This window comes from Streptomyces sp. YIM 121038 (genome assembly GCF_006088715.1).
In the GTDB taxonomy this organism is placed as follows: Bacteria; Actinomycetota; Actinomycetes; order Streptomycetales; family Streptomycetaceae; genus Streptomyces.
The window spans coordinates 233,551-253,865 of the sequence record NZ_CP030772.1; the positions used below are offsets into that span (position 1 = coordinate 233,551).

10 protein-coding genes and 5 pseudogenes are annotated in these 20,315 nt (G+C 65.0%); 12 read left to right on the forward strand and 3 right to left on the reverse strand.

Annotated features, from left to right (window positions below; genetic code table 11):
- Positions 1–177: 177 nt before the first annotated feature.
- On the reverse strand, positions 178–483 hold the full coding sequence (locus C9F11_RS43805; RefSeq protein ID WP_138967974.1) for a hypothetical protein: 306 nt from the start codon (positions 481–483) through the stop codon (positions 178–180).
- A gap of 112 nt (positions 484–595) precedes the next feature.
- Here C9F11_RS43805 and C9F11_RS43810 point away from each other — a divergent pair, with 112 nt between their 5' ends.
- The 8 genes and pseudogenes from C9F11_RS43810 (at position 596) to C9F11_RS43845 (ending at position 14,169) form a co-directional block, all read left to right on the forward strand.
- A complete protein-coding gene (locus C9F11_RS43810; RefSeq protein ID WP_138967976.1) occupies positions 596–1,663 on the forward strand; it encodes a hypothetical protein in 1,068 nt (355 codons plus the stop codon).
- A gap of 77 nt (positions 1,664–1,740) precedes the next feature.
- Positions 1,741–2,346, forward strand: coding sequence for a transposase (locus tag C9F11_RS43815; RefSeq protein ID WP_138967978.1), 606 nt, complete (start codon positions 1,741–1,743; stop codon positions 2,344–2,346).
- 17 nt (positions 2,347–2,363) lie between these two features.
- Entirely contained in the window at positions 2,364–2,558 is a 195-nt protein-coding gene (locus C9F11_RS43820; protein WP_138967980.1) for a hypothetical protein, read from the forward strand.
- Between the two features lie 136 nt (positions 2,559–2,694).
- A complete protein-coding gene (locus C9F11_RS43825; protein ID WP_138967982.1) occupies positions 2,695–4,584 on the forward strand; it encodes a hypothetical protein in 1,890 nt (629 codons plus the stop codon).
- A gap of 289 nt (positions 4,585–4,873) precedes the next feature.
- A complete protein-coding gene (locus C9F11_RS43830; RefSeq protein WP_138967984.1) occupies positions 4,874–9,121 on the forward strand; it encodes a phage tail protein in 4,248 nt (1,415 codons plus the stop codon).
- 336 nt (positions 9,122–9,457) lie between these two features.
- A complete protein-coding gene (locus C9F11_RS43835; RefSeq protein ID WP_138967986.1) occupies positions 9,458–10,105 on the forward strand; it encodes a Pvc16 family protein in 648 nt (215 codons plus the stop codon).
- Entirely contained in the window at positions 10,102–12,312 is a 2,211-nt protein-coding gene (locus tag C9F11_RS43840; RefSeq protein ID WP_138967988.1) for an ATP-binding protein, read from the forward strand. The genes C9F11_RS43835 and C9F11_RS43840 overlap by 4 nt, the downstream gene beginning before the upstream one ends.
- 239 nt (positions 12,313–12,551) lie before the next feature.
- Positions 12,552–14,169, forward strand: a pseudogene (locus tag C9F11_RS43845) (IS1182 family transposase).
- A gap of 266 nt (positions 14,170–14,435) precedes the next feature.
- On the opposite strand, the pseudogene C9F11_RS43850 reads toward C9F11_RS43845, so the two are convergent.
- Positions 14,436–15,383, reverse strand: a pseudogene (locus C9F11_RS43850) (transposase); the annotation flags it as partial.
- A 465-nt stretch (positions 15,384–15,848) separates the two neighbouring features.
- Positions 15,849–16,486, reverse strand: a pseudogene (locus C9F11_RS43855) (transposase family protein); the annotation flags it as partial.
- 199 nt (positions 16,487–16,685) lie between these two features.
- Between C9F11_RS43855 and C9F11_RS43860 the strand changes: the two are divergent.
- The 4 genes and pseudogenes from C9F11_RS43860 (at position 16,686) to C9F11_RS49190 (ending at position 19,906) form a co-directional block, all read left to right on the forward strand.
- Positions 16,686–17,499: pseudogene (locus C9F11_RS43860) on the forward strand (transposase family protein).
- A gap of 125 nt (positions 17,500–17,624) precedes the next feature.
- A complete protein-coding gene (locus tag C9F11_RS43865) occupies positions 17,625–18,380 on the forward strand; it encodes a transposase family protein (protein ID WP_138967990.1) in 756 nt (251 codons plus the stop codon).
- A 15-nt stretch (positions 18,381–18,395) separates the two neighbouring features.
- Positions 18,396–19,468: pseudogene (locus C9F11_RS43870) on the forward strand (IS3 family transposase); the annotation flags it as partial.
- Positions 19,469–19,678: 210 nt separating this feature from the next.
- Positions 19,679–19,906, forward strand: a complete 228-nt coding sequence (locus tag C9F11_RS49190; RefSeq protein WP_138967992.1) for a DUF5999 family protein — start codon at positions 19,679–19,681, stop codon at positions 19,904–19,906.
- Positions 19,907–20,315 lie beyond the last annotated feature (409 nt).

Sequence of the window (20,315 nt, forward strand, 5' to 3'; positions counted from 1 at the left end):
CAAATAGACGTCCACCGAATTCACGGAGCTCCCTGCAACAGCTCGGGCTGCGGAGATCCTTGCAGGCGCACGGAAATCTGTTTCGATATCGCGACAGCAAAACACTTCTTTAACTCCCTCAAGAATGAGAGAGTTTCCCAGAGGATTACCTGGCCTGCAAAATAGCCCGACAAGGCATCACATGAAATACATCAGATTCTGGCTACAATGACCATCGCCTTCACTCGGGCATGGAAATACCGACCCGTCGAACGAAGTCCTTACCAACCAGCACAGGCTACGCTCCCCCGCGTGAAATAAGCCATCAGGCGGCAGCCAGAAAAACACAAAGCCCATGTCGGACCACCCCGAACCATTCAAATCGCTGGCCCACACCCGCGACTGGTTCGACGCGTTCACCGCTGCAGCCATGAACGCCGACATTCGAGCATCGGCTGGCGCATGCCGACCACCGTGCACTTCCGTACCGCCGAGGAGATCCACGGCCAACGGCTGTCACCCTCGCCAAGGCTTACGTCCGCCCCTTCGAATGCTTCGGCCGACGACCCGACCCCGCGGACACCCCAGCAGGCCCCCACACTTCAAGGACAGCATTATGCCCACAGGTTCCGAAACGCCCCTCACCTTCTCCTCCACACTGGACACCTCCAACCCCGGCGACATCCGGATCATCCTCGAAGGCGGCAAGGTCAACGCCCCGACAAACCTCAGACTAGACGAAGAAAGGCAGTCCATGTCCTGGACGGCCCCGGAGGGCGTCGACGATCAGACCAGCTACGAACTGGACTACACCTCTGGCGCGCGCAGGCAGACACAGTTGGTCCATCCCAAGACGACTCAAGCCTCCATCCCTAACCTCCCAACCGGCAGCTACTGTGTCACGCTCCGCGCCACCAAAAACGGCAACTACTCTGCCACTCCCGCCCCCGTTACCATCACCCGCGGCCTCCAAAGCTCTGTACGGCTCACGCCGATCTCTACCGACGGCGGCCCGGATGCCTTCGGCGAATTGGCCGTGTACGGAAATGACCTCTTCTGCACCAGCCGCATTGACAACTACGTGTACAGGGGGCGTGTGAATGGCAATAGCACGATCCAACTCTCGCGGGTCTCCACTGAGAACGGCCCGCAGGTCTTCTCCGGCTTGGCCCTGCGCGGAAACACCCTCTACTGCACCAACTCCAAGGTCGACAGCAGCCTGTACGTGGGGACTGTGAGTAACAACGAGACGATCCGATTTACGCCGATACCCACCGCCGGCGACCCGAAGTACTTCGCTGGCGTGGCCGTGACCATGCGCGACGCTACCCTCTACTTCATCAACGGCGCTACCGAGGAAAACGCCGTGTACACAGGGGGTGTGGACGGCACCAACACGATCCGACTCGTGAAGACCCCCATCTCCAAACCTGCGGGGTGGTTCAACGCTTTGACGGCGATGGGCGAGGATCTCTACGCCGTCAGACGCACCGCCGATAGGAAGGTGTACATGGGTAAGATCGGAACCGGCACGATCAACTTCACGGAAATCACTACCACCGACGGCCCCGAAGGCTTCAGGGCCTTGGCAGTGTACGGCGATACCTTCTACTGCGTCAGCTCCGCTGATAGCGACAACAAGGTGTACACGGGATCCAGGTATCGATGGGTTCCCGCCACATAGCGTAAGCAGTATGAGCTGCCCCGAGTTTCGTAGATGCCAGGTCGCCGTGCACCTGTCCCTGGCCGCCGCCGACGGGCATGCCCTGCTCGACCGCGAGCTCTACCTTCCCCCCGGCCTGGGCCGCCGGCGACGAGCACCGCGAACTGACCGGCGTCCCCGACGAGACGGCCTTCACCACCAAGCCCGAACTGGCCGCCAGGATGCTGACCCGGCTGCGACGGCTGGGCTGCCGGGCCCGCTGGGTGGCCGCGGACGAGGTCTACGGGGGCCAGGCGCTGCGGCGCCGTCTGCGCGAGCTCGGCTACGACTACGCCGTCGGCGTACGCACCACTCACACCGTCACCACCGACGACGGGAACCGTGTCGCGGTCACCACCCTGGTGCCGAAGGCGGCCTGGCAGCGCGTGCGCACCGGGTCGGGCACCAAGGGCGACCGGCACTACGACTGGGCCTGCATCAGCGTAAAGAACGACGACGCCCCCACCAGCGGCAAGCCGGACCACGGCGAGTCGGTGATCCTCGTCCGCCGTCACCGCTACCCGGCGAACTCTCCTATTGCCACTGCCACTCCAGCCGTCCCGTCACCCTGGCCACCCTGGTGCATGTCGTCTCCAGCAGGTGGCGGACCGAGGAGGCCTTCGAGACCGCCAAGGCCGTCGCCAGCCTCGACCAGGGCCAGGTGACCTGCTGGAACTCCTGGATGCACTGGAGCCTGATCAGCATCGTCGCGTACACCCTCACGGCCCTGGTGACAGCCGTCACCCGCACTGCAGGACACAGCCGCGACACCGCGATGATCCCAGTCACCGTCCCGGAACTGCTGCGCTGGCTGCGGCTCACGGCCCTGCCTGCCCCCGTCCGCAGCCTGGAGCACCTGCTGCACTGGACCGCCTGACGATGCCGCCACCAATACCAAGCCCGCGAATCCCACCAGCGATGGAACAACGTCACCGCGGAACTCGTGACATGACCCGAGCATCATCTACAGCTGCCCGCTGCCGAGGTTGAATTTCACCAGAAAGTGCATTCCTATGCCCGACACCAGCACCGTTCTTCCCGCTGCGGGGCCGATGGACAGACAGCGCCCCCCCGACCTGGTTACCCCGGTCACACCCGGCACCGCCGGTCCTCCCTTTCCCCTCGTCTTCACTCAGATGCTCACCCCGCTGGCAGAGCGCTTCAACCGGTTGGCCGAGCACGGCCTGCAGGCCGTGGCACGGCGGCTGGGGCTGGATCCGCCGCTGGGTTCGCCGGCCCGTGTGACGATGGCAGTAGAGCTGGCTCCCTCGCTGGATCAGCAGGTCATCGTCCCGGCCGGTACCTCGTTCTCCACAGCGCCCAGCGGAGGCGAACCCCGCCAGAGCTTCACCACGCTCAGGGACGCTACCCTCTACTCCGGAACTCTGGTGACAGCCGGTGTCCTCCCTGCCACCTCACATGCCACCGGTGCCGCAGTCCCCCTGGCCCCTCTGGCGCAGGGTGCCGTCGCAGGCCCGGATGAGTGCATCCTGCTGGTGCTCTCCCGCCCCCTGCCCGAGATGACCTGCGTGCTGTCCCTGCCTTTCCATCCGTCAGTCCCGTTGGACGGTCTGCGCTGGGAGGCCTGGGAGCGCGAGGGCTGGGTGCCCTGCGGGGCCAGTGTCCCTGTGTCCCTGCCCTCCCAGGCCCCCCGCTTTCATGTCCTGGTCCCCGGCTCGCACACCGCCAGCGTCTTTCCTGCCACGGGAACGCAGCCTGAGCGGCAGGGCGTGGGGCTCTTGCGATGCCGTCCCGCGCCGGGCGGTTCGCTCACGCTGGTCGCCGACACGGTGGATCTTCAGGTGTGCGGCGACGTGACTGCGGTCCAGGGCGAGGTCATCCCCGACGAGTACCTGGGCCATTCCGACGGGTCTGCCGGGCAGAGTTTTGAGCTGAGACATCAGATCTCCACCACACACATGCGTCCCCGTCTCGAGGCGGTCCGTGGCACCCGCACTCAGGTATGGACGATGGTGGACTCCTTTGCCAACTCCACGGCCCGCGACCGTCACTTCACGGTGGACCCCGTGGCCAACCGCATACGGTTCAGCCCTGACCCGCTGCGTGGCGCGCTCCCCTCAGCCGACAGCCTCTTGCGGATCCCCTCGTATCACAGCGGCGGGGGAGCCGCTGGCAATGTCGCCGCAGGTGCGATCGTCATCCTGGACCATCCCCGGGCCGAGATCTCTGCCGTGACCAATCCCCAGGACGCAACCGGTGGCACCGATCCCCAGCCCAGTGCTTCGTACAACACGCTGTCGGGCATCACCGCCTCCGCGGCCACGGCACTCGAAATCGAAGGGCTGGTCACAGCGGGAGGCTTTGGTATCGCCGCCGCCCACTGCCAGCCCCCGCGCCCCGGCGACACCATGCCGCTCCTGCGGCTGTCTCTGCTGCCCTTCGCGCAACCCGACGGCCAGGGCCGGCTTACTCCCGCCGAGCTCCTGCCCACAGCCGATATCCAGGCTACTGTGCGCACCGGCCTCGGCCCGCGCCTGCCCGCCGGAACGGGCCTGGAGTTCGTTGACTTCCCCATGTCCGAGGTCTGTGCCACCGTAACCGTCCGTGCTCGCCCGTGGAGCTCCCCGCAGGACTGCCAGAACCTGGCCCGTGCCGCTGCCGCAGCTCTGCACCGCTATTTCTGCCCTCTGCCCGGCGCAGGTCCGCACAGCCGGGGATGGCCCATAGGGCGCTGTCCCGACACGGGCGACATCCACCAGGCCCTGGCCGACCTTACTGATCTGGAGGCCGTGGAATCAGCCGCCTTCCAGCCTCCGGGCGAGACTCATCTGGAGACTGCGGTGTCTGTCACCGTCGACGCCCACGGCCTGGTGTACTCGGGCCGCCACACCGTCATCTGCCTTGACTCCGACGGTCAGCTAGCTGCCACCTTCACCGGCTGACCCGGCCCGTAACGCATCTGCGTCATCAGAGAGATCCGCCCGCCGGACCCGCTGGACAGGGCCACGGCACGGTGGGAAACCCGCTGGGCCTGGCTCGTTCTGCCCGGACCGCTTCCGTAGCGGTGATCAGCATGAGGTGACCGGCGACCGCGTGCCTGGAGCCCCTTCCCCGCACGTGGTGCCCCGCGCGGGGCGGTGTGTACACGCCCCGGAGCTCCCAGTGCGTCCTCCTCTATTACGGCCACACCACGTCCTGCGCCCCTCCCCCGACGCTGCGAATGAGACTGCCATGACCGACCAACCTGATCTTCCCTCTCCGTCGACCCGGCCCGCGTTGCCCTCCGTGCTCGCGCGGGATCCCATGATGCGGCAATTCGCTGAGGCCGTCGGCCGCCTCCTGGAGCCCTTCCACAGCGCGCTGGCAGACCTCCCGCGTGTGCTGGATCCCTGGCGCACCGATACCCCGTGGCTGAGCTGGCTGGCCCAGGTCTGTGACGCCCCACGGCTGTCTCCGTGGGGCGAGGGCCCGCAGCGGGCCGCCATCGCGAGTGCTATGGCTCTGGCCACCGAGCGCGGCACCCCCGCCGCGCTGCGGCACCATGCCGCGCTGCTGGGGTGGGAGCTGTCGGTGTCCGATCCGGGCTGGGTCAAGACGGCCAGGGAACTGGCTGAGGAGTTGACTCATGGCGTCCCCGCACATGCTGGTGTGACCGTGGCGCTGGCCTGGCCGCCGTCGGAAGCTCTCGATCACTACACCGCCCGCGGTCAGTTGCGGGCGGTGGCTGAGGCCAACTGCCCTGCGGCTATCCCGTTCACCACGCTGCTGGCCGACGGTGACGCGCCGACCGCCGCGTTGACTCTCCCCGCCCGGTTCCAGAGCGTCTCCGGCGGAGCCCGCACGGTGTTCTTCTACCGTCCCGGCGTGGAGCCTGGCGGGCTGGCACAGAGCAACACGGCAGTCGACCCCACCGTGGGATACGACCTCACTGCCCGGCGGCCCGTCCCCGGCCCCTCGCGCCTGGAGCACCGCTGGAAAGGACTGGGGCCGACTGCCTTCAGCTCCTTTCTCCAGGGCTCGATCGATGCCGCCGCCTACAGTGCCGACAGAAATTGCTTCCTGCTGGTGAGTGGAGCCCAGGTTGCCCACTGGGACGGCACCGGTCACGCGTTCACCTGCGTCTACTCTCTCGGTACGGTCCTCCCGCAGTGGGGTACCGCAGTTGTGGACGACATCCTGTCGGTTCCGACGGGGGAACACAAAGGGCTGTATGTATTCAGCAAGAACACATACAGGCACTATCCCTCCGCCTTCGAAGCCCCTAGCACAGCAGCCAAGGATGTCAATCAGCTCTATGCCGAACTGCCGTCCGAGTTCCACCAGGGCTTCGACGCCGTCGTCGAGGACCCGGAACGAGAGGGAGTTCACTATCTGCTGGCAGGACCCCGGTGCGCCGAGATCCACCAATTCCGCTATGTGCAAACCCATTTCATTCATGAGCTGTGGCCAGGGCTCCCTATCCGAACTTCTACCCCGCAGAGGGGCGGCGGCGCCATTATCGTCAGCGATCTCGTAACGATCAACCAACCGCTCCCCGTGTCCTACTACTCACGCACCTATTCCCAAGGGGGAGAGATCTCCCTCTACGCAGCTCCGGCAGTCGAATACGACAACCGCAGAACCCTGGCCGCACCGCTGCACCAAGTCGAGGCCAGCAATTCCAGCGGCTCCGTCACGATAGCGAAAGAGAAAATCAGCACTCCTGGTGTGTACACCCTCTACTACGGGGACCCTGCCTTCGGCGCCTGGTTCGCCAATCCCGCAGAGTTCACCGCCCTCCTCCCCGCAAACAGCCGCGATACCGGAAAAGTCGCCCCTGACGGGACACCGGTGTCCGGCCAGGCCATCGGCTTCACATGGAGAGTAAAGAAGGAATGGCAGCAGGGCGCGGCCGTCGTCCTGTACCAGGGAAACGGACCGCAGGAGCAGACCCCCGGCGCACAAGCAAGCGCCCTCGCCCCCCTTCCGCTTCTCGCGCCAGGGACGCAGGAAACCGGGTCGGTGACCGCTGCCGTGCCCGGCCTGCCGCCCGGTGACTGGACCGCATGCCTCGTGGCACGCGGGCACGCCGCCTGGCTCGCCACGCCCAATCACTTCACCGTCACTCTCCAGAACAGCGACTACGGCACCCTCTCGCTCACGAATGCGACTGCGGGATCGCTCCCCGCACACTCCGCTCCCCTCTTTCGCCTCACCCAGCCCTCGAACCCTCACCACCAGCGGCCCGACGGACGTCTGCACATCTATCCCGGGCAGGACATCCCCTCCCCCGACACCCTGCCCACCGGCATCAGAGCCGTCTGGACAGAACCAGTGTCCAGCACGACGGCGAACTATCCGGCATCAGCACAGCCCCCCGGTGGATACACCGCCTACTGGACAGCGGGAAGCAGCACGGCATGGCTGGCCCCTCCTGTTCGCTTCACCGTAGCCATGGACCCCGCTCGTCCCGGCTCCCTATCCCTCAACCCGATCCAGGGCAGCGCCACAAAGGTGACGTACGCGACACCGTATGACCCGGCTGGCAAGAACATCGTCGCCGTATTCGAACATACCCCTGGCACCTCCAACAATAAGCCCCTCATCAACACCAATAGAGAAACCTGGGGAGCCAAAGCATTCAAGGACGCCCCGAATAAAACCGGAACGCTGAACCTGTCTGGAGATGAGTTCAAAACACCGGGAGACTACTGCGTCTACTTCACAGGGAGCAGCGGCGGGAACCTCGCAGATCCGCAATACTTCCATGCCATGCTTTCCCCGCTCCCCGAGGGAATCCAGATTACCAAACCAAACGACATCACTGATGCTGCCAATGCCCAGATCTCATTCACTACAAACTTTCCGCACCTCAAGAACTACTACTGCATACGACAAGGTGACCTCAGCCCCGAAGGGAAAGAGATAGAAAAAGAATACCTCGGCAACAACTCGCCTGTCACCCTCAGTCATACATACGCGCCAGGCAAATACACCGTATATTTCTTCGCACGGAACTCGCCGGTGGCACAACTCGCCGCCCCCAAGACTTTCTTGGTCAACGCGGCGGTAACTGAGAAAGACTACATCAGGCTCCCCGCGTCACCCCCCACATACGGCGATGACATACAGATCGAGTACGCCAGCAGATTCGGCGGAAATCCAGAGGGCTACAGCAGCAGCGACAACCTTATGACAATCTGGCAGAACGGGGTCATGAAAAGCTCCGCAAAAGCCCCTGCAGCCCACTCAACCGTAACGCTTCAGGGCAACCTGCCCCCCGGTGAATATCAAGTCAAACTGATGGGCAAGGGCGGGAGCCAACTTGCCGCCGCCTCAACTCCCCTCAAGATTGTGGCCCGGACCATCACCTTCTATATCGCAGACCAGTCGTACGATGCCTGGAGCGCTACGCAGTCGCTGACCAACTGCACCGGAACCGTCCATGACATTCCGCTAAAAGCATCTGGCTCAGAATATACCCGCGTCCAGTACAGCCAGGGATCACAGGCGATCCCCATGTCTGGCAGCATGGCCTTCACTCCTCCGGACCCCGGGCAGGGGACCCTCACCATCCGTTGGGAAATGGCCAACGACGGCTCCGTCACATACTCCCTGGATCGGAATGCAGCGAGCCCCCTCAGCGCTGTTTTCCTTACCACCTCGAACGGATCGGGGATTTCCAACCCGGCCTCGGCCCTGAAATACCCGGCCGGCCAGTCAGGTGGCGGCCCTCAGGCAACGTTGTACCTCCACCTGAGGAACGAAAAGCACCGGTCCATCTCCCTTACCTACCAGAACGGACTCGCCAGCTCGCTCGCCGTCACGGTTCCGGGCACAGCCGTCAACGCCACGCTCGACGGGAAACCCTCCACCTCTGTTGCGGCGAACAGCACATCACAGAAGTACCTCTGGACTGTCACTGCCTCTTCCCAGGAATCCTCCGCTACAGCAAACTGCACGTTCACCCATCCGGAAACACAAAAGTTGACGAGTCTTACCCTTACCTGGGCCAGTCCCGCCTACCCTGGGAAGCCGTCCTACACCATCACCTCACCCTCCGGAGAAATACTGCAGCTCACTGGGCTTTCCTCGCTACCTGCGGCGGGAAAGTACATCATCACCAACGTCGCGTTCCCCAACCGTGCCATCGATCAGGCGGATAGCAACGCAAATCCAGGCAGCAGGACCATCAGTTACCGCCGCGGCACGGGAGAAAATCAGCGGTGGACCATTGAGGCGAAATCCGGCAGTCTCTACTCCATTAAGAGCGGCCTCGCCGGCACCGCCTATCTCAGCCTAGACGGTGCTGATCCATCGAAGATCACCGTTCAGTCCACCCTCACACTGTGGTCAATCGAACCCTGCGGCGACGATGTATACCGCCTCCTGCATCCTAAAGGCGGCGTCCTTACCCTTCCCGCAGACAATGACGGCCAACTCACACTGGCCACCTGGGAAAACCAAAACCAGCAGAAGTGGAAGTTCAACACTCCATAATAAGGGTCGCAGTACAGGGGACTGCGGCCGGATGAACCAGGCAAGCCACCCCACGCTTTCCAGGAACTTGTTTGCAGGTGGTGTTTCCCATGCCACGACCCACACTGTTCTCGCACTCCCCACCCGGGCCCCCGCCGAGCCTGCTGCTGAGAACTGAGTGGAGCCTACAGCGGCTGCAGCAGACTCCGGCACACTGGGCTCCGGCCAACCCTGAGGGCTCGCGGCTGGAGAGCACGGTGCGACAGATCCACCTTCAATCTGGGGGGGTATCGCGGAAACACCCCTGATTCCCCAGCACTCGCCGCTATCCTCCTCTGGAAGGCTGAAAGGGCCACGATGATCGACACCATCGACGCACAACTGCGAGAGATCCTGAACGACGCCACTGGATCACGTACTGTCCAAGTGACATTTGATCCACCAACTAATGCGAACGTTTCCGATCCGGTCATGCCAATCGTGAACGCATACCTCTACGACGTACGAGAAGATTCTTCACGCCGGGCCGCAGGCCGCATTCCTGTGAACGGCACCCCACCGGAGAAGTGGCCCACCGGCAAGCCCTACACAACAGCCACGCATGCACCATCTCGCTATCTGCGCCTGTCCTACATGATCACCACCTGGGCGCGCGATATTCCGACAGCACATCGGCTCCTGTCTGCTGCATACTGCCGACTGGCACTGACACGCACGCTCCCCTTGACGACGGCGGGCTTACCGTACCCGAACGCTGAATTGGAAGTGGGCCGTCCACCCATCGAAGACGGCCTCCTCTCTGAACTCTGGAGCACTTTCGGAAGCCCGCTGTCTCCCCTGCTGAACGTCACCATCACCACGCCGATGTCCACCTTCGAGCATGATCAGATCACCGCTGCCCGCGTCACCCCCGACGGCGTGAACACCTCTACTACCCCTACGGCCAATGCTCAAGCCACTGCAAACACCAAGCGCCGTAGTGACAACAGCCAGGTGAGCTCATGACATCCACTGAACCAGGGACTACAGCCGCTCCCCCACTGGCGACCGACCTCGACACGGCGAGTGCCGGAAGATGGTATCTGCAGCGACATCTGACGGTACTGGAGCACCGCATCCGCCGCGCGGTCACTTCATCGGCCGCCGAGGCCCAGGATGCCGTGGCCAGCCTCTGGGGGCAGATGCAGTTGTCCCAGCAGGAAGCCGTGCGTCTGCTGCACGAGCCTTGTCCCGCCTCCCTGGCCCCAGACCCGCTTGAGCAACGAATGCTGCAGGACATCGAAGAGGCCGCCGATGCAGCCGAGGACACCGGACACCGGCTGCCTCTGCGTGACCTGACCCATGCCTTTACGCTGTCCGAGCACGAAACCGAGATTCTGCTGGTCGCGCTCGCACCACATCTGGACCGCCGGTTCGCCCGGCTCTACGGCTACCTCAACCATGATCCGGCCCTGGGCCACCCCACTGCCCACACCGCCCTGTACCTGGCCGGCCAGCCGACCATCAGCACACCGGCATGGTCATTACTCACCACCGGCCCCGCAGCACGCTACGGCCTGTGGCAACTCACCGACAACGAACATCCCTTCCTTAACCGCCCTCTTAAGGCAGCAGACCGCGTTGTGGCCCACCTCCTGGCACCAGACACCCCCGATCCGGCACTAGCGCCCTTCACCTCCTCTGCCTCCCTCTACCCCCTCGGAACCCCGGCGCTGCGTGAACATGCCAACCGCCTCCAGGCGGCGCTGACCAGAGCGCAGGCGGTCTACCTGCGAGGACAGAACACAAACCAGGCGGGCACCATCACCGCCGACCAAGCACTCAGAACACTCACCACAGAGACACCACTAGCCGTCGACCTGCACCTGCTGGCCCAAGCAGACGATCCCACCGCAGCACTCACCGCCGTAGTGCGCGAGGCCAGGCTTCACGACCTCGGACTGCGCATCGGCCCCATCGACGCCCTCGGACACAACGCGGCAACACTGCTACCGCTCCTAGTACAGCTATGCGCCCCCCACACCCCACTCGTACTGACCGGGACCATACCCTGGCACCAGTGGGGCACCCACCCCGTCCAGGAGATGACTCCCCCCCCATGGGCACCGGAAGAGCGTGCCGCGGCATGGCTGCACGCTCTCACCAACACCACCCCACCCCTGCTAGAACCCGCAGCAGCTGCCCAGGCCATGACCCCCTACAACCTGGGCCCCGACGACATCACCCAGGCCCTGGACAGCGCCCGCAGGCATGCCGAAACCCACCGCATCCCCCTGGATACCCGCCTGCTGCAGCAAGCAGCACGACGCCAGTACACCGGCCACCTCACCCCACTCGCCCGCCACATCCAGCCCGACGTCACCTGGAACGACCTGGTCGTCCCCGACACCGTCCTCACCCAACTGCACGACCTGTCCCGCCGCGCCCGCTTCCGCGAACACGTCCTGGACACCTGGCGCCTGCGCCCCGGTAACGGACGCGGACACGGCGTCTGTGCCCTGTTCACCGGAGAATCGGGCACCGGCAAGACCCTGGCAGCCGAAGTCGTGGCCGCAGACATCGGCCTGGACCTCTACGTCATCAACCTCGCGACCGTCGTCGACAAATACATCGGCGAAACAGAAAAGAACCTCGAACGCCTCTTCACCGCAGCACAACACGCCAACGCCATCTTGTTCTTTGACGAAGCCGACGCTCTCTTCGGTAAACGCTCCGAAACCAAAGACGCCCACGACCGCTACGCCAACATCGAAACCTCCTACCTGCTCCAACGCCTCGAACAGCACAACGGCATCACCATCCTGGCCACAAACCTCTTCACCAACATCGATCAGGCCTTCATCCGCCGATTCGACCTCATCGCCCACTTCCCCAAACCCGACGAACGCCTACGACACAGCCTCTGGAACCACTGCCTGGGTCCCCACACGCCCCGTGCCGACGACCTCGACCTCGACCACCTCGCCCGCACCTTCGACGACCTCACCGGCGGCGACATCCGATGCTGCACCACGACCGCCGCCTACCACGCAGCCGAAACCAACCAACCCATCACCACCCACACCCTCCTCCAAGCCGTACACCGCGAATACACCAAACTCGGACGTCTGCCCGATACTTCTGGGGTTGTTGAGGGTTCAGCGGCGGGCGTCGGAGAGCCGTCCGCCAAAGGTGATCTCGAAGGCGTACAGGGCCGCGTTCCAGCGTTGTGACCAGCGTCTGCGTCCCTGCCCGGTCTAGTCGAGGCTCATGATGGGGGCTGTAAATCGTTCGGCTCTTCCAAGAATTTCGTAGCCGCTGATCGACGCGGTGCTTCCGTTCCTTCCGGGCTCGGTCAGATCGTGCCCCTTGTTGGACACCGTTGGTGAATTCAGCGGCGGCCTTCACGTGCTGTTGTCGTGGCGGGATGATGGCCGGAGCGGCGTGGGGGCGCGAGCGTGAGGTGATCAACGTGTCGCTGCGTCCACGTCTGCCGGGCGAGGTTCCGGCCCGGACCGCCGAGGTGGCCCGGCTAGCGTTCCCGAAGGGCTGTCTGTGCATGCGGATCCGGGAGGCGCTCGGGCCGCTGTTCGCCGACAAGGACTTCGTGGATCTGTTCCCGCAGCGAGGTCGACCCGCCTGGCCGCCCCACCAGTTGGCGATCGTTTCGGTGCTCCAGTTCGCGGAGGGCCTGTCGGACCGCCAGGCGGCGGCTGCCCTGCGTGGACGCATCGACTGGAAGTTTCTTCTGGGGCTGGAACTGACCGATCCCGGATTCGACCATTCCGTGCTGAGCGAGTTCCGGGACCGTCTGGTGAATGACCGGGTACCACAGCGGGTGCTGGACCTGGTCCTGGACCGGCTGCGGGAGGCCGGTCTGCTGCCGCGCCCCGGCGGCCAGCGCACCGATTCCACGCATGTCCTGGCTGCGGTGCGACGGCTGAACCGCCTGGAGAACACCGCGGAACACCTGCGCGCCGCCCTGAACGCGCTGGCCGCCGCGGCTCCCGACTGGCTGCTGGGGACTGCGCCGGCCGACTGGTTCGACCGCTACCAGCGGCGCATCGAGGACTATCGCCTGCCTCGCGGCGAGGGCCCGCGCACGCAGTACATGGAGCAGACCGGCCAGGACGGCATCCGGCTGCTGACCGCGATCCACGATCCCGGCGCCCCGTCGTGGCTGCGGCAGATCCCGGCCGTTGAGGCCCTGCGTCGCTACTGGGTCCAGGAGTTCTTCATCACGCAGGACCGGGTGCGGATGCGCGCCCCGAAGGACATGCCGCCCTCCCATGACCGCATCGAGTCCCCCTACGACGGCGAGGCCCGCTACTGCGTCAAGAACGCCACCGAATGGACCGGCTACAAGGTCCATCTGACCGAGACCTGCGACGCGCACTCCCCGCACCTGATCACGCATGTCGTTACGACCGAGGCCACCGTCACCGATGTCGAGGTGACCGAGTCGGTTCACGCCACTCTCGATGGGGCCGGACTGCTGGCCGGGGAGCACTTCGTCGGCCACCAGCGTCTCCAGCCACGGCGTGGAACTGACCGGCCCGATCCGCCACGACATCACCTGGCAGGGCAGGGCCAACGAGGGCTTCTCCATCGACGGCTTCCTCATCGACTGGGACACCCGCACGGCCGTCTGCCCGCAAGGGCACCGCAGCGTCCGCTGGAAACCCCACCAGCAGCGGCCCGGCTACTGGCAGTCCGACGTGTTCTTCGCCCGCCACGACTGCGCCGCCTGCCCGGTACGGTCGAAATGCACCCGCTCGAAGACCGAGCCACGCAAACTCTCCCTGGCCCCGCGCGAGGAACACGAAGCGATCCGCGCCAGGCGACAGCTCCAGGAAACCGACCAGTGGCGGAGCCACTAAGCCACCCGAGCCGGCGTCGAAGGCACCCTCGCCCAGGGGTTACGCCGCTGCGGCCTGCGCAGAAGCCGCTTCACCGGCCTGCACAAGACCCGCCTCCAGCACGTACTCACCGCCACCGCCCTCAACCTCATCCGCACGGACGCCTGGCTGACCCAGACCCCACTCGCCAAGACCCGAACCTCACGCTTCACGCGCCTTCGCCCCGCATGAGACACCGCCGAATTCGCCAACGGTGTCCTTGTTGTGGTGTAACGGATCAACTGGCGCTGCTGTTCGGGTCGCGTCTTCGGTGCGGTGTAAAAGGCTCGACGAGGGGTTCCGTGGGGTTGATGTGATGCGGCCTTGGTGAGGGACACGCGGGCCGGGGGTGCGAGGTGGATCACTTCTGTCTCGGTGGGGTGGAGCAGGTCGCGGCGTATGCGTTCGAGTTGGCGCGGGCCGGTGGGGGTGGTGGTGAAGCCGTGCCATCCGGTCGCGGTGCGGGACGGGACGGCGAAGGCCAGGCTGACGCAGGAGGTCTCGCCGGGGAAGCGGCCGATGGCCTTGACCCGGCGCCGGGTCTTGCCGGAGGTCCGCTGGATGAAGCTGGAGTGGCGGATCCGCTTGTGGTGCTCGGCAGGGAAGCGCAGGGAGGCGGTGAGTGGACTCCGGTCTGCCAGAAGGGGCTTGAGGGCTGCGGGGTAGCTCTTCTCCCACTTCGCGGCGAAGGCGTCGGTGCGGCGCTGAACGGTCTCGACGAGCCGCTGACCAGGCGGGATACTGAGCTCGCTGGTATCGAAGTTCTCCCAGAACTCCTTCTTGACCTGCTCGAGGTCGTGGCGGCTGGCCTTCGAGGTGACGTTGCGGCATTGGTGTATCAGACACCGCTGGCGCGGGCTGCGGCCCAGGACGGGCTCGCAGGCGGAGATGAGGGCGCTGCCGCCGTCGGATATCACCAGCAGCGGCGGGGTGAGGCCGCGGTCGAGGAGTCCCTGGAGGAAGCCGGCCCAGGCGTCGTGGGATTGGGAGCCGGCGGCTTCCAGGCCGATGAGGACGGGCCTGCCGCCGGTGTCGATGCCCCAGGCGGCGAGCACCGGCTCCGCGGGAGCGTTCGGGTGCATGCGGAAGGGCGAGGCGTCGATGAACAAGCAGTCCAGCGTGACGCCGGACAGATCGCGTTCGCGCCAGGCGTCGTACTCGGTGCGGACCGCCTGGCAGATGCTGGAGAGCGTGGACTTCGACAGCGCCGCATCCGGGCCCGATGCCTCGGCGGGGGTGTTCCGAACGTCGCGGGTGGACAGGCCGCGCACGAACGAGGCGATGACGAGGGACTCGAGCGCGTTCGTGCGGGTCACCGTCGTCCCGAACAGACGCGAGGCGAACTTCTCGCTCGTGCCGCGCAGCTCGGGCTTCTTGACCTTGACCGGCCCGGATGTGGTCTTGATGACCGCCTCCCGGGGGTGCGTTGGCGGTGCCCGGCCCGCACCACCGGCGCCACGGGGCTGTCCTCGGCCGCATCCCGGCCGTCGTCGTCCTGGGCCGCAGCGGTGTCGGCGCGCTGGTACCGGGCGCGGCCGGGGAACTCACCCGCCTCAGCCGCCAGGGCCGTCTGGATGATCAGCTTCGCGCCGGGCCGGGCCACCTGCTCCAGGCAGTCGGCCAGCGGCCGGCCCTCAGCGAAGACGGCATCGATCCCGGCACGGAACGCCCCGGTAGGCGATACTCGCTCGTGCACGAGCATAGGTCCTTCCCTACGAACTTGGCGGTCCAGTACGAAACCTACGCTCGTCGCCTTTTACACCACTTTCTGGACGCGACCGCAGTTCGGGGTGTTAGGTAGCGCGGGGGTGCTTTCGGGGAGTTCCGAGCCGCCCCGAGGTTCTCGGACAGTGAGCGTTTTCCAACCTTACGCGGATCTTGGCGTGGGTGGTGTTGTGGCGCCGCTTCCATTGCTTGAGTCGGCGGCCGCGAAACGGGACTCGGATGGTTCCGCCGGCGCCTTGGTATGCCTTGTCTGCCCAGCATTTGAGGTCCGTTTCGGCGAGGGTTTCGATGATGCCGTGGTGTCGTGGTGTCGTGCGGCGGTCAGGTCGTGGGTCGAGCCGGGCAGGGCCGGTGAGGCCCGGAGCAGCCGTCCGAACGGATCGGTGAGCACCTGGACGTTCGTGCCGTGGCGTTTGTGTTTCCCGGAGTAGTACGGGGTGTCGGCGGCGGTGCGGTCGATGGGCAGCAGGGTGCCGTCGAGGATGACGAACGCCTTCTTCCGGATCGTCTTCATCGCGTCGGCCAGGGACGGGGCGAGGGCGGCCAGGACGTCGACGGCCTCGCGTATGTAGCGGAAGGCGGTCGTGATCCCGATGCCGAAACCGGTCGCGAGAGGGGCGTAGGTGCCACCGCACCGCAGGTGGGCCAGGGCCAGCAGGGCCTGTCGTGCTGCGGGAAGCCGCCGCCACCGCGTGCCGGTCTCCTGCCGCCTGGCGGTCAGGTGCCCGGTCAGGAACCGCAGGGTGCGGGTGGACAGATCGATCGACGACGGGCAGACAAGCAGCCGAAGCTCCTGGCGGACACGGGTGATCTTGGTCGAGAACCCGTCTGCCAGGAGCTTCGTCGTTGCGCAGGACTGTCCAACTCGCCGCCAGCACCGCCAGCTTGGAAAACGCTCAGCGAACCTCTTTCATCCTGTTCCGGGAGGGTGAAATGGCAGGTCAGCGGGGTGTGGTGACGAGGCAGAGCCCCTGGTCGTTGGCGTGGTGATCTCACTCATCACACCGGCAACCGAGGGGCTCTGTTGGTTCCGTATCCTTCCACGCTCGACGTGCCGTACGAGCTGGTTGGGCATGTCGCCTGGCTCATCTACGCCCGAAGACGTGAACTGCGCTCCCCCTGGCGCGAGTTGAGCTGCTTCCAACAGGCCCTTCTCGCCCTGGCCCACTTACGCAAGAATGCGACCTACCGGCAGGTCGGCGCCGGATTCGGAGTGTCCGAGGCAACCGCCTGGCGCTACGTCGACGAGACTCTCGACGTCCTGGCCGCCTGGCCGCCTGGGCGCCGGGCCTGCACGAGGCCCTGACCGGGCTGGGCGAGGGCGACTTCGTCATCGTTGACGGCACCCTGATCCCCACCGACCGCATCGCCGCGGACAAGCCGTACTACTCGATGAAGCACAAGCAGCACGGCATGAACGTGCAGGTCATCGCCCGCCCGGACGGCACACCCCTGTGGTTCTCCAGGGCCACCCCCGGCCGCACGCATGACCTGACCACGGCCCGCGCCCACGGCATCGTCCAGGCCTGCCTCACCCGGCAGATCCTCATCCTCGCCGACCGCGCCTACCAAGGAGCCGGCGCCACCGTCCGCACCCCCTCCAAGGGAATCCGTGAACAACCCGAGCACTACCAGCAATTCAACCGCGAGCACGCCCGGCTGCGGGCTCCTGGGGAACGCGCCTTCACCCAGCTGAAGACCTGGCGACTGCTCCGACAGGCCAGATACTCCACCCGCCGCATCAACACCATCGTCCAAGCCGTCCACACACTCCTGACCTGCACGTACTCAGGATGAAAGAGGCTCATTGAGCTTCTTTGAGTTGGCCACCGATCAGGTGACGGCCTATAGCGCAGCGAGCGAGGCCCCCGGGATGTTGATCGAGATGTCTGACGTCTCAACCATGCTGCTCGGGGGCCTCGTTGGTCATCCATCCTGCCGCACTCGACCTGCCTCATGCACTCGTGGAGTGGGTCACCATGCTGATCGTCACGCGTGAGGGCGACCGGCGCTGCAAGCTCCGCCCGTCTCAGCGCGCGATGGTGGCACCGGTGTACCTGCGCGAACACACCACCCTGGCGAAGATCGCTGCCGGGTTCGGGATCAGCCAGCCCACCGCCCACGCCTACACCAGCACGGTCATCCACCTGCTCGCCGAGCGTGCACCGGGACTGCTGAAGGTCCTGCGCGAGACCGGTCCCGACTTCGTCCTGCTGGACGGCACCCCCGCCGAGTGCGACCGGATCGGCGACGGACGAGCCGACTACTCCCACAAGCACCGCCGGCACGCGGTGAACGTGCAGGTGGTCACCGATCCGGATGGCCGGCTGCTGTGGCTTTCACCCACGCCGCCGGGCCGCACCCACGACCTGACCGCCGCCCGCACTCACTGGATCATCCGCATCTGCGAGCGCCAGGGCGTCCCCATCCTGATCCTGGCCGATCTCGCCTACCAGGGCGGCGGCCCCTGGCTGACCACGGGCATCAAACGCAGACCCCTGCAGGAACTCACCCCCACCGAGAAAACCGTCAACCGGGCCCTGGCCACAGCACGGGCACCGGTCGAACGCGGCATCACCCGCCTGAAGTCCTGGCGGATCTTCCGCAGATCCCGATGCAGCCCCAACCGCATGACGTCCATCGCCAAAGCCGTCCTCACCCTGGAGCGGCAACACTGAAGAAGCTCACTGAAGATGGTGGTCGTGGAGTCCCGGGCGATAGCCGAGGTCGCACGGGAAATCCAGGTGAACGAGGGAACTCTGGGCACCTGGGTCAGCCGGTACCGGCAGGAGCATGCCGGCGAGGAACCGCCCCTTGAACATCAGCGAACGTGCCCGCCTGCGTGAGCTGGAACGCGAGAACCGTGAACTGCGGATGAAGACCGAGTTCCTGGGGAAAGCAGCGGCCTTCTTCGCCCAGAAATATCAGTGACGGAGAAGTACGAGTTTATCGACGGCGAGTCCGGTACCTGTCCCGTGCGGCGGATGTGCGCCTGGGCAGGTGTATCCACGTCGGGTTTCTGCCACTGGCGTTCCCGGCCGCTGCTGGCCACCGCGGGACGCCGTGCAGAACTCAAGGAAATCATTTGCCAGGTCTTCTCCGACGCGCGCGAGACCTACGGCTGCCGGCGTGTCCACGCCGCCCTGAAGAGGATGACCGTGCAGGCCGGACCGGAGCTGGTCCGCGCCCTGATGCGCGAGCTGGGCCTGGTCCCGTGCCGGCCACGGCCCTGGCGGCTGACCACGGTCACCGACGGCACGGCACCGTTTCACACCCGACCTGATGGCCCGTGACTCCACCGCGGACGCACCCGGCCGCAAACTGGTCAGCGATATCACGTATATCCATACCCGGGCCGGGTTCCTCTATCTCACGACGGTTATTGACTGCCATACCAAGGCCATGACCGGCTGGGCGATGGCCGACCACATGAAGACCTCGCTCATATCGGATGCGGTCGACATGGCGGCACGGAACACCAACCTCACCGACGGCTGCATATTCCACTCGGATCGCGGCAGTCAATACACTTCTCGGGAACTCCGGGGGAAACTCAGTTCGTTGGGACTCAGGGCATCAGCCGACCGTACCGGGGTCTGTTGGGACAACGCCATGGCCGAATCGTTCTTCGGCGCCCTGAAGAACGAGCTCGTGCACCGATACTTCGTTCCCGACACGTGCACATGCTCACCGGGCGACCATCCGATACATCGAGATATTCTACCATCACAGACGCCTCCACTCCGCACTCGGCTACCGAACCCCCGCAGAAGTCCACGCCGAGTACGAAGAGTGCAGGCTACAGCATGGGAATCCCGCAAAACTCCTGTCCGAGAAACGCAGGACGCCCCAAACCCTCCAGAGACAGGATGAAAGAGGATCACTCAAACGTCGTGGTCAATCCAGCCACAAAAAGATCATCTCGCCCGTGACCAGTAGTTATGGAAAACCCTTATAGCCGCTCACGGAGGCCGTCATGTGCCGCCATTCCCCTCAATGCCCACCCGCCACCGCCCGCGACCGAGAGGCTGCCCGCATCATCGCCAATCACACAGAACAGGGATGGTACCTGCTATGCAACGGAATTTTACTGTTTGATGACACCGGAGAACTCCTCCCCAATGGCCACACCATTTCTCCCCGCCGACCTGTCCCCACCCTTCACGAGCAGCACATCTCCACCCTTCAGCCCAATGCCACTTAGATAAGCGATCTGGAAATTGACTGTCCACGAGGGCTATTCGGAGGTCATTTTACAGAAGTGGAGTGCGATGGAGATGGAGATGGCCTGAGCGAAGGCTACGATGGGCTGACGGTAGTCGGAGTGCAGAATCCTCCATGTTTTGAAGTTCGCGATGACCCGTTTGATGGCGTACCGAAGCTGATTGACCTGGGAAGGAATTCCCTTTCCCAGTCAAGCAGTTCGCGGTGCGGGGCTTCTTGATAGGAGTGAGCATGCCTCTGCCGACATATCCCTTGTCTCCGATCCAGGCGCCGGGGTCGAGTGTCACCAGGACTCCGGATTCAGTGAACTCTTCTCATCTTCTGGTCTGAGGAGTGATGTGGGCGTGCGGGTGAGCGGCTCGTGATGTGGCAGGGCTCCCGGTCGTTCC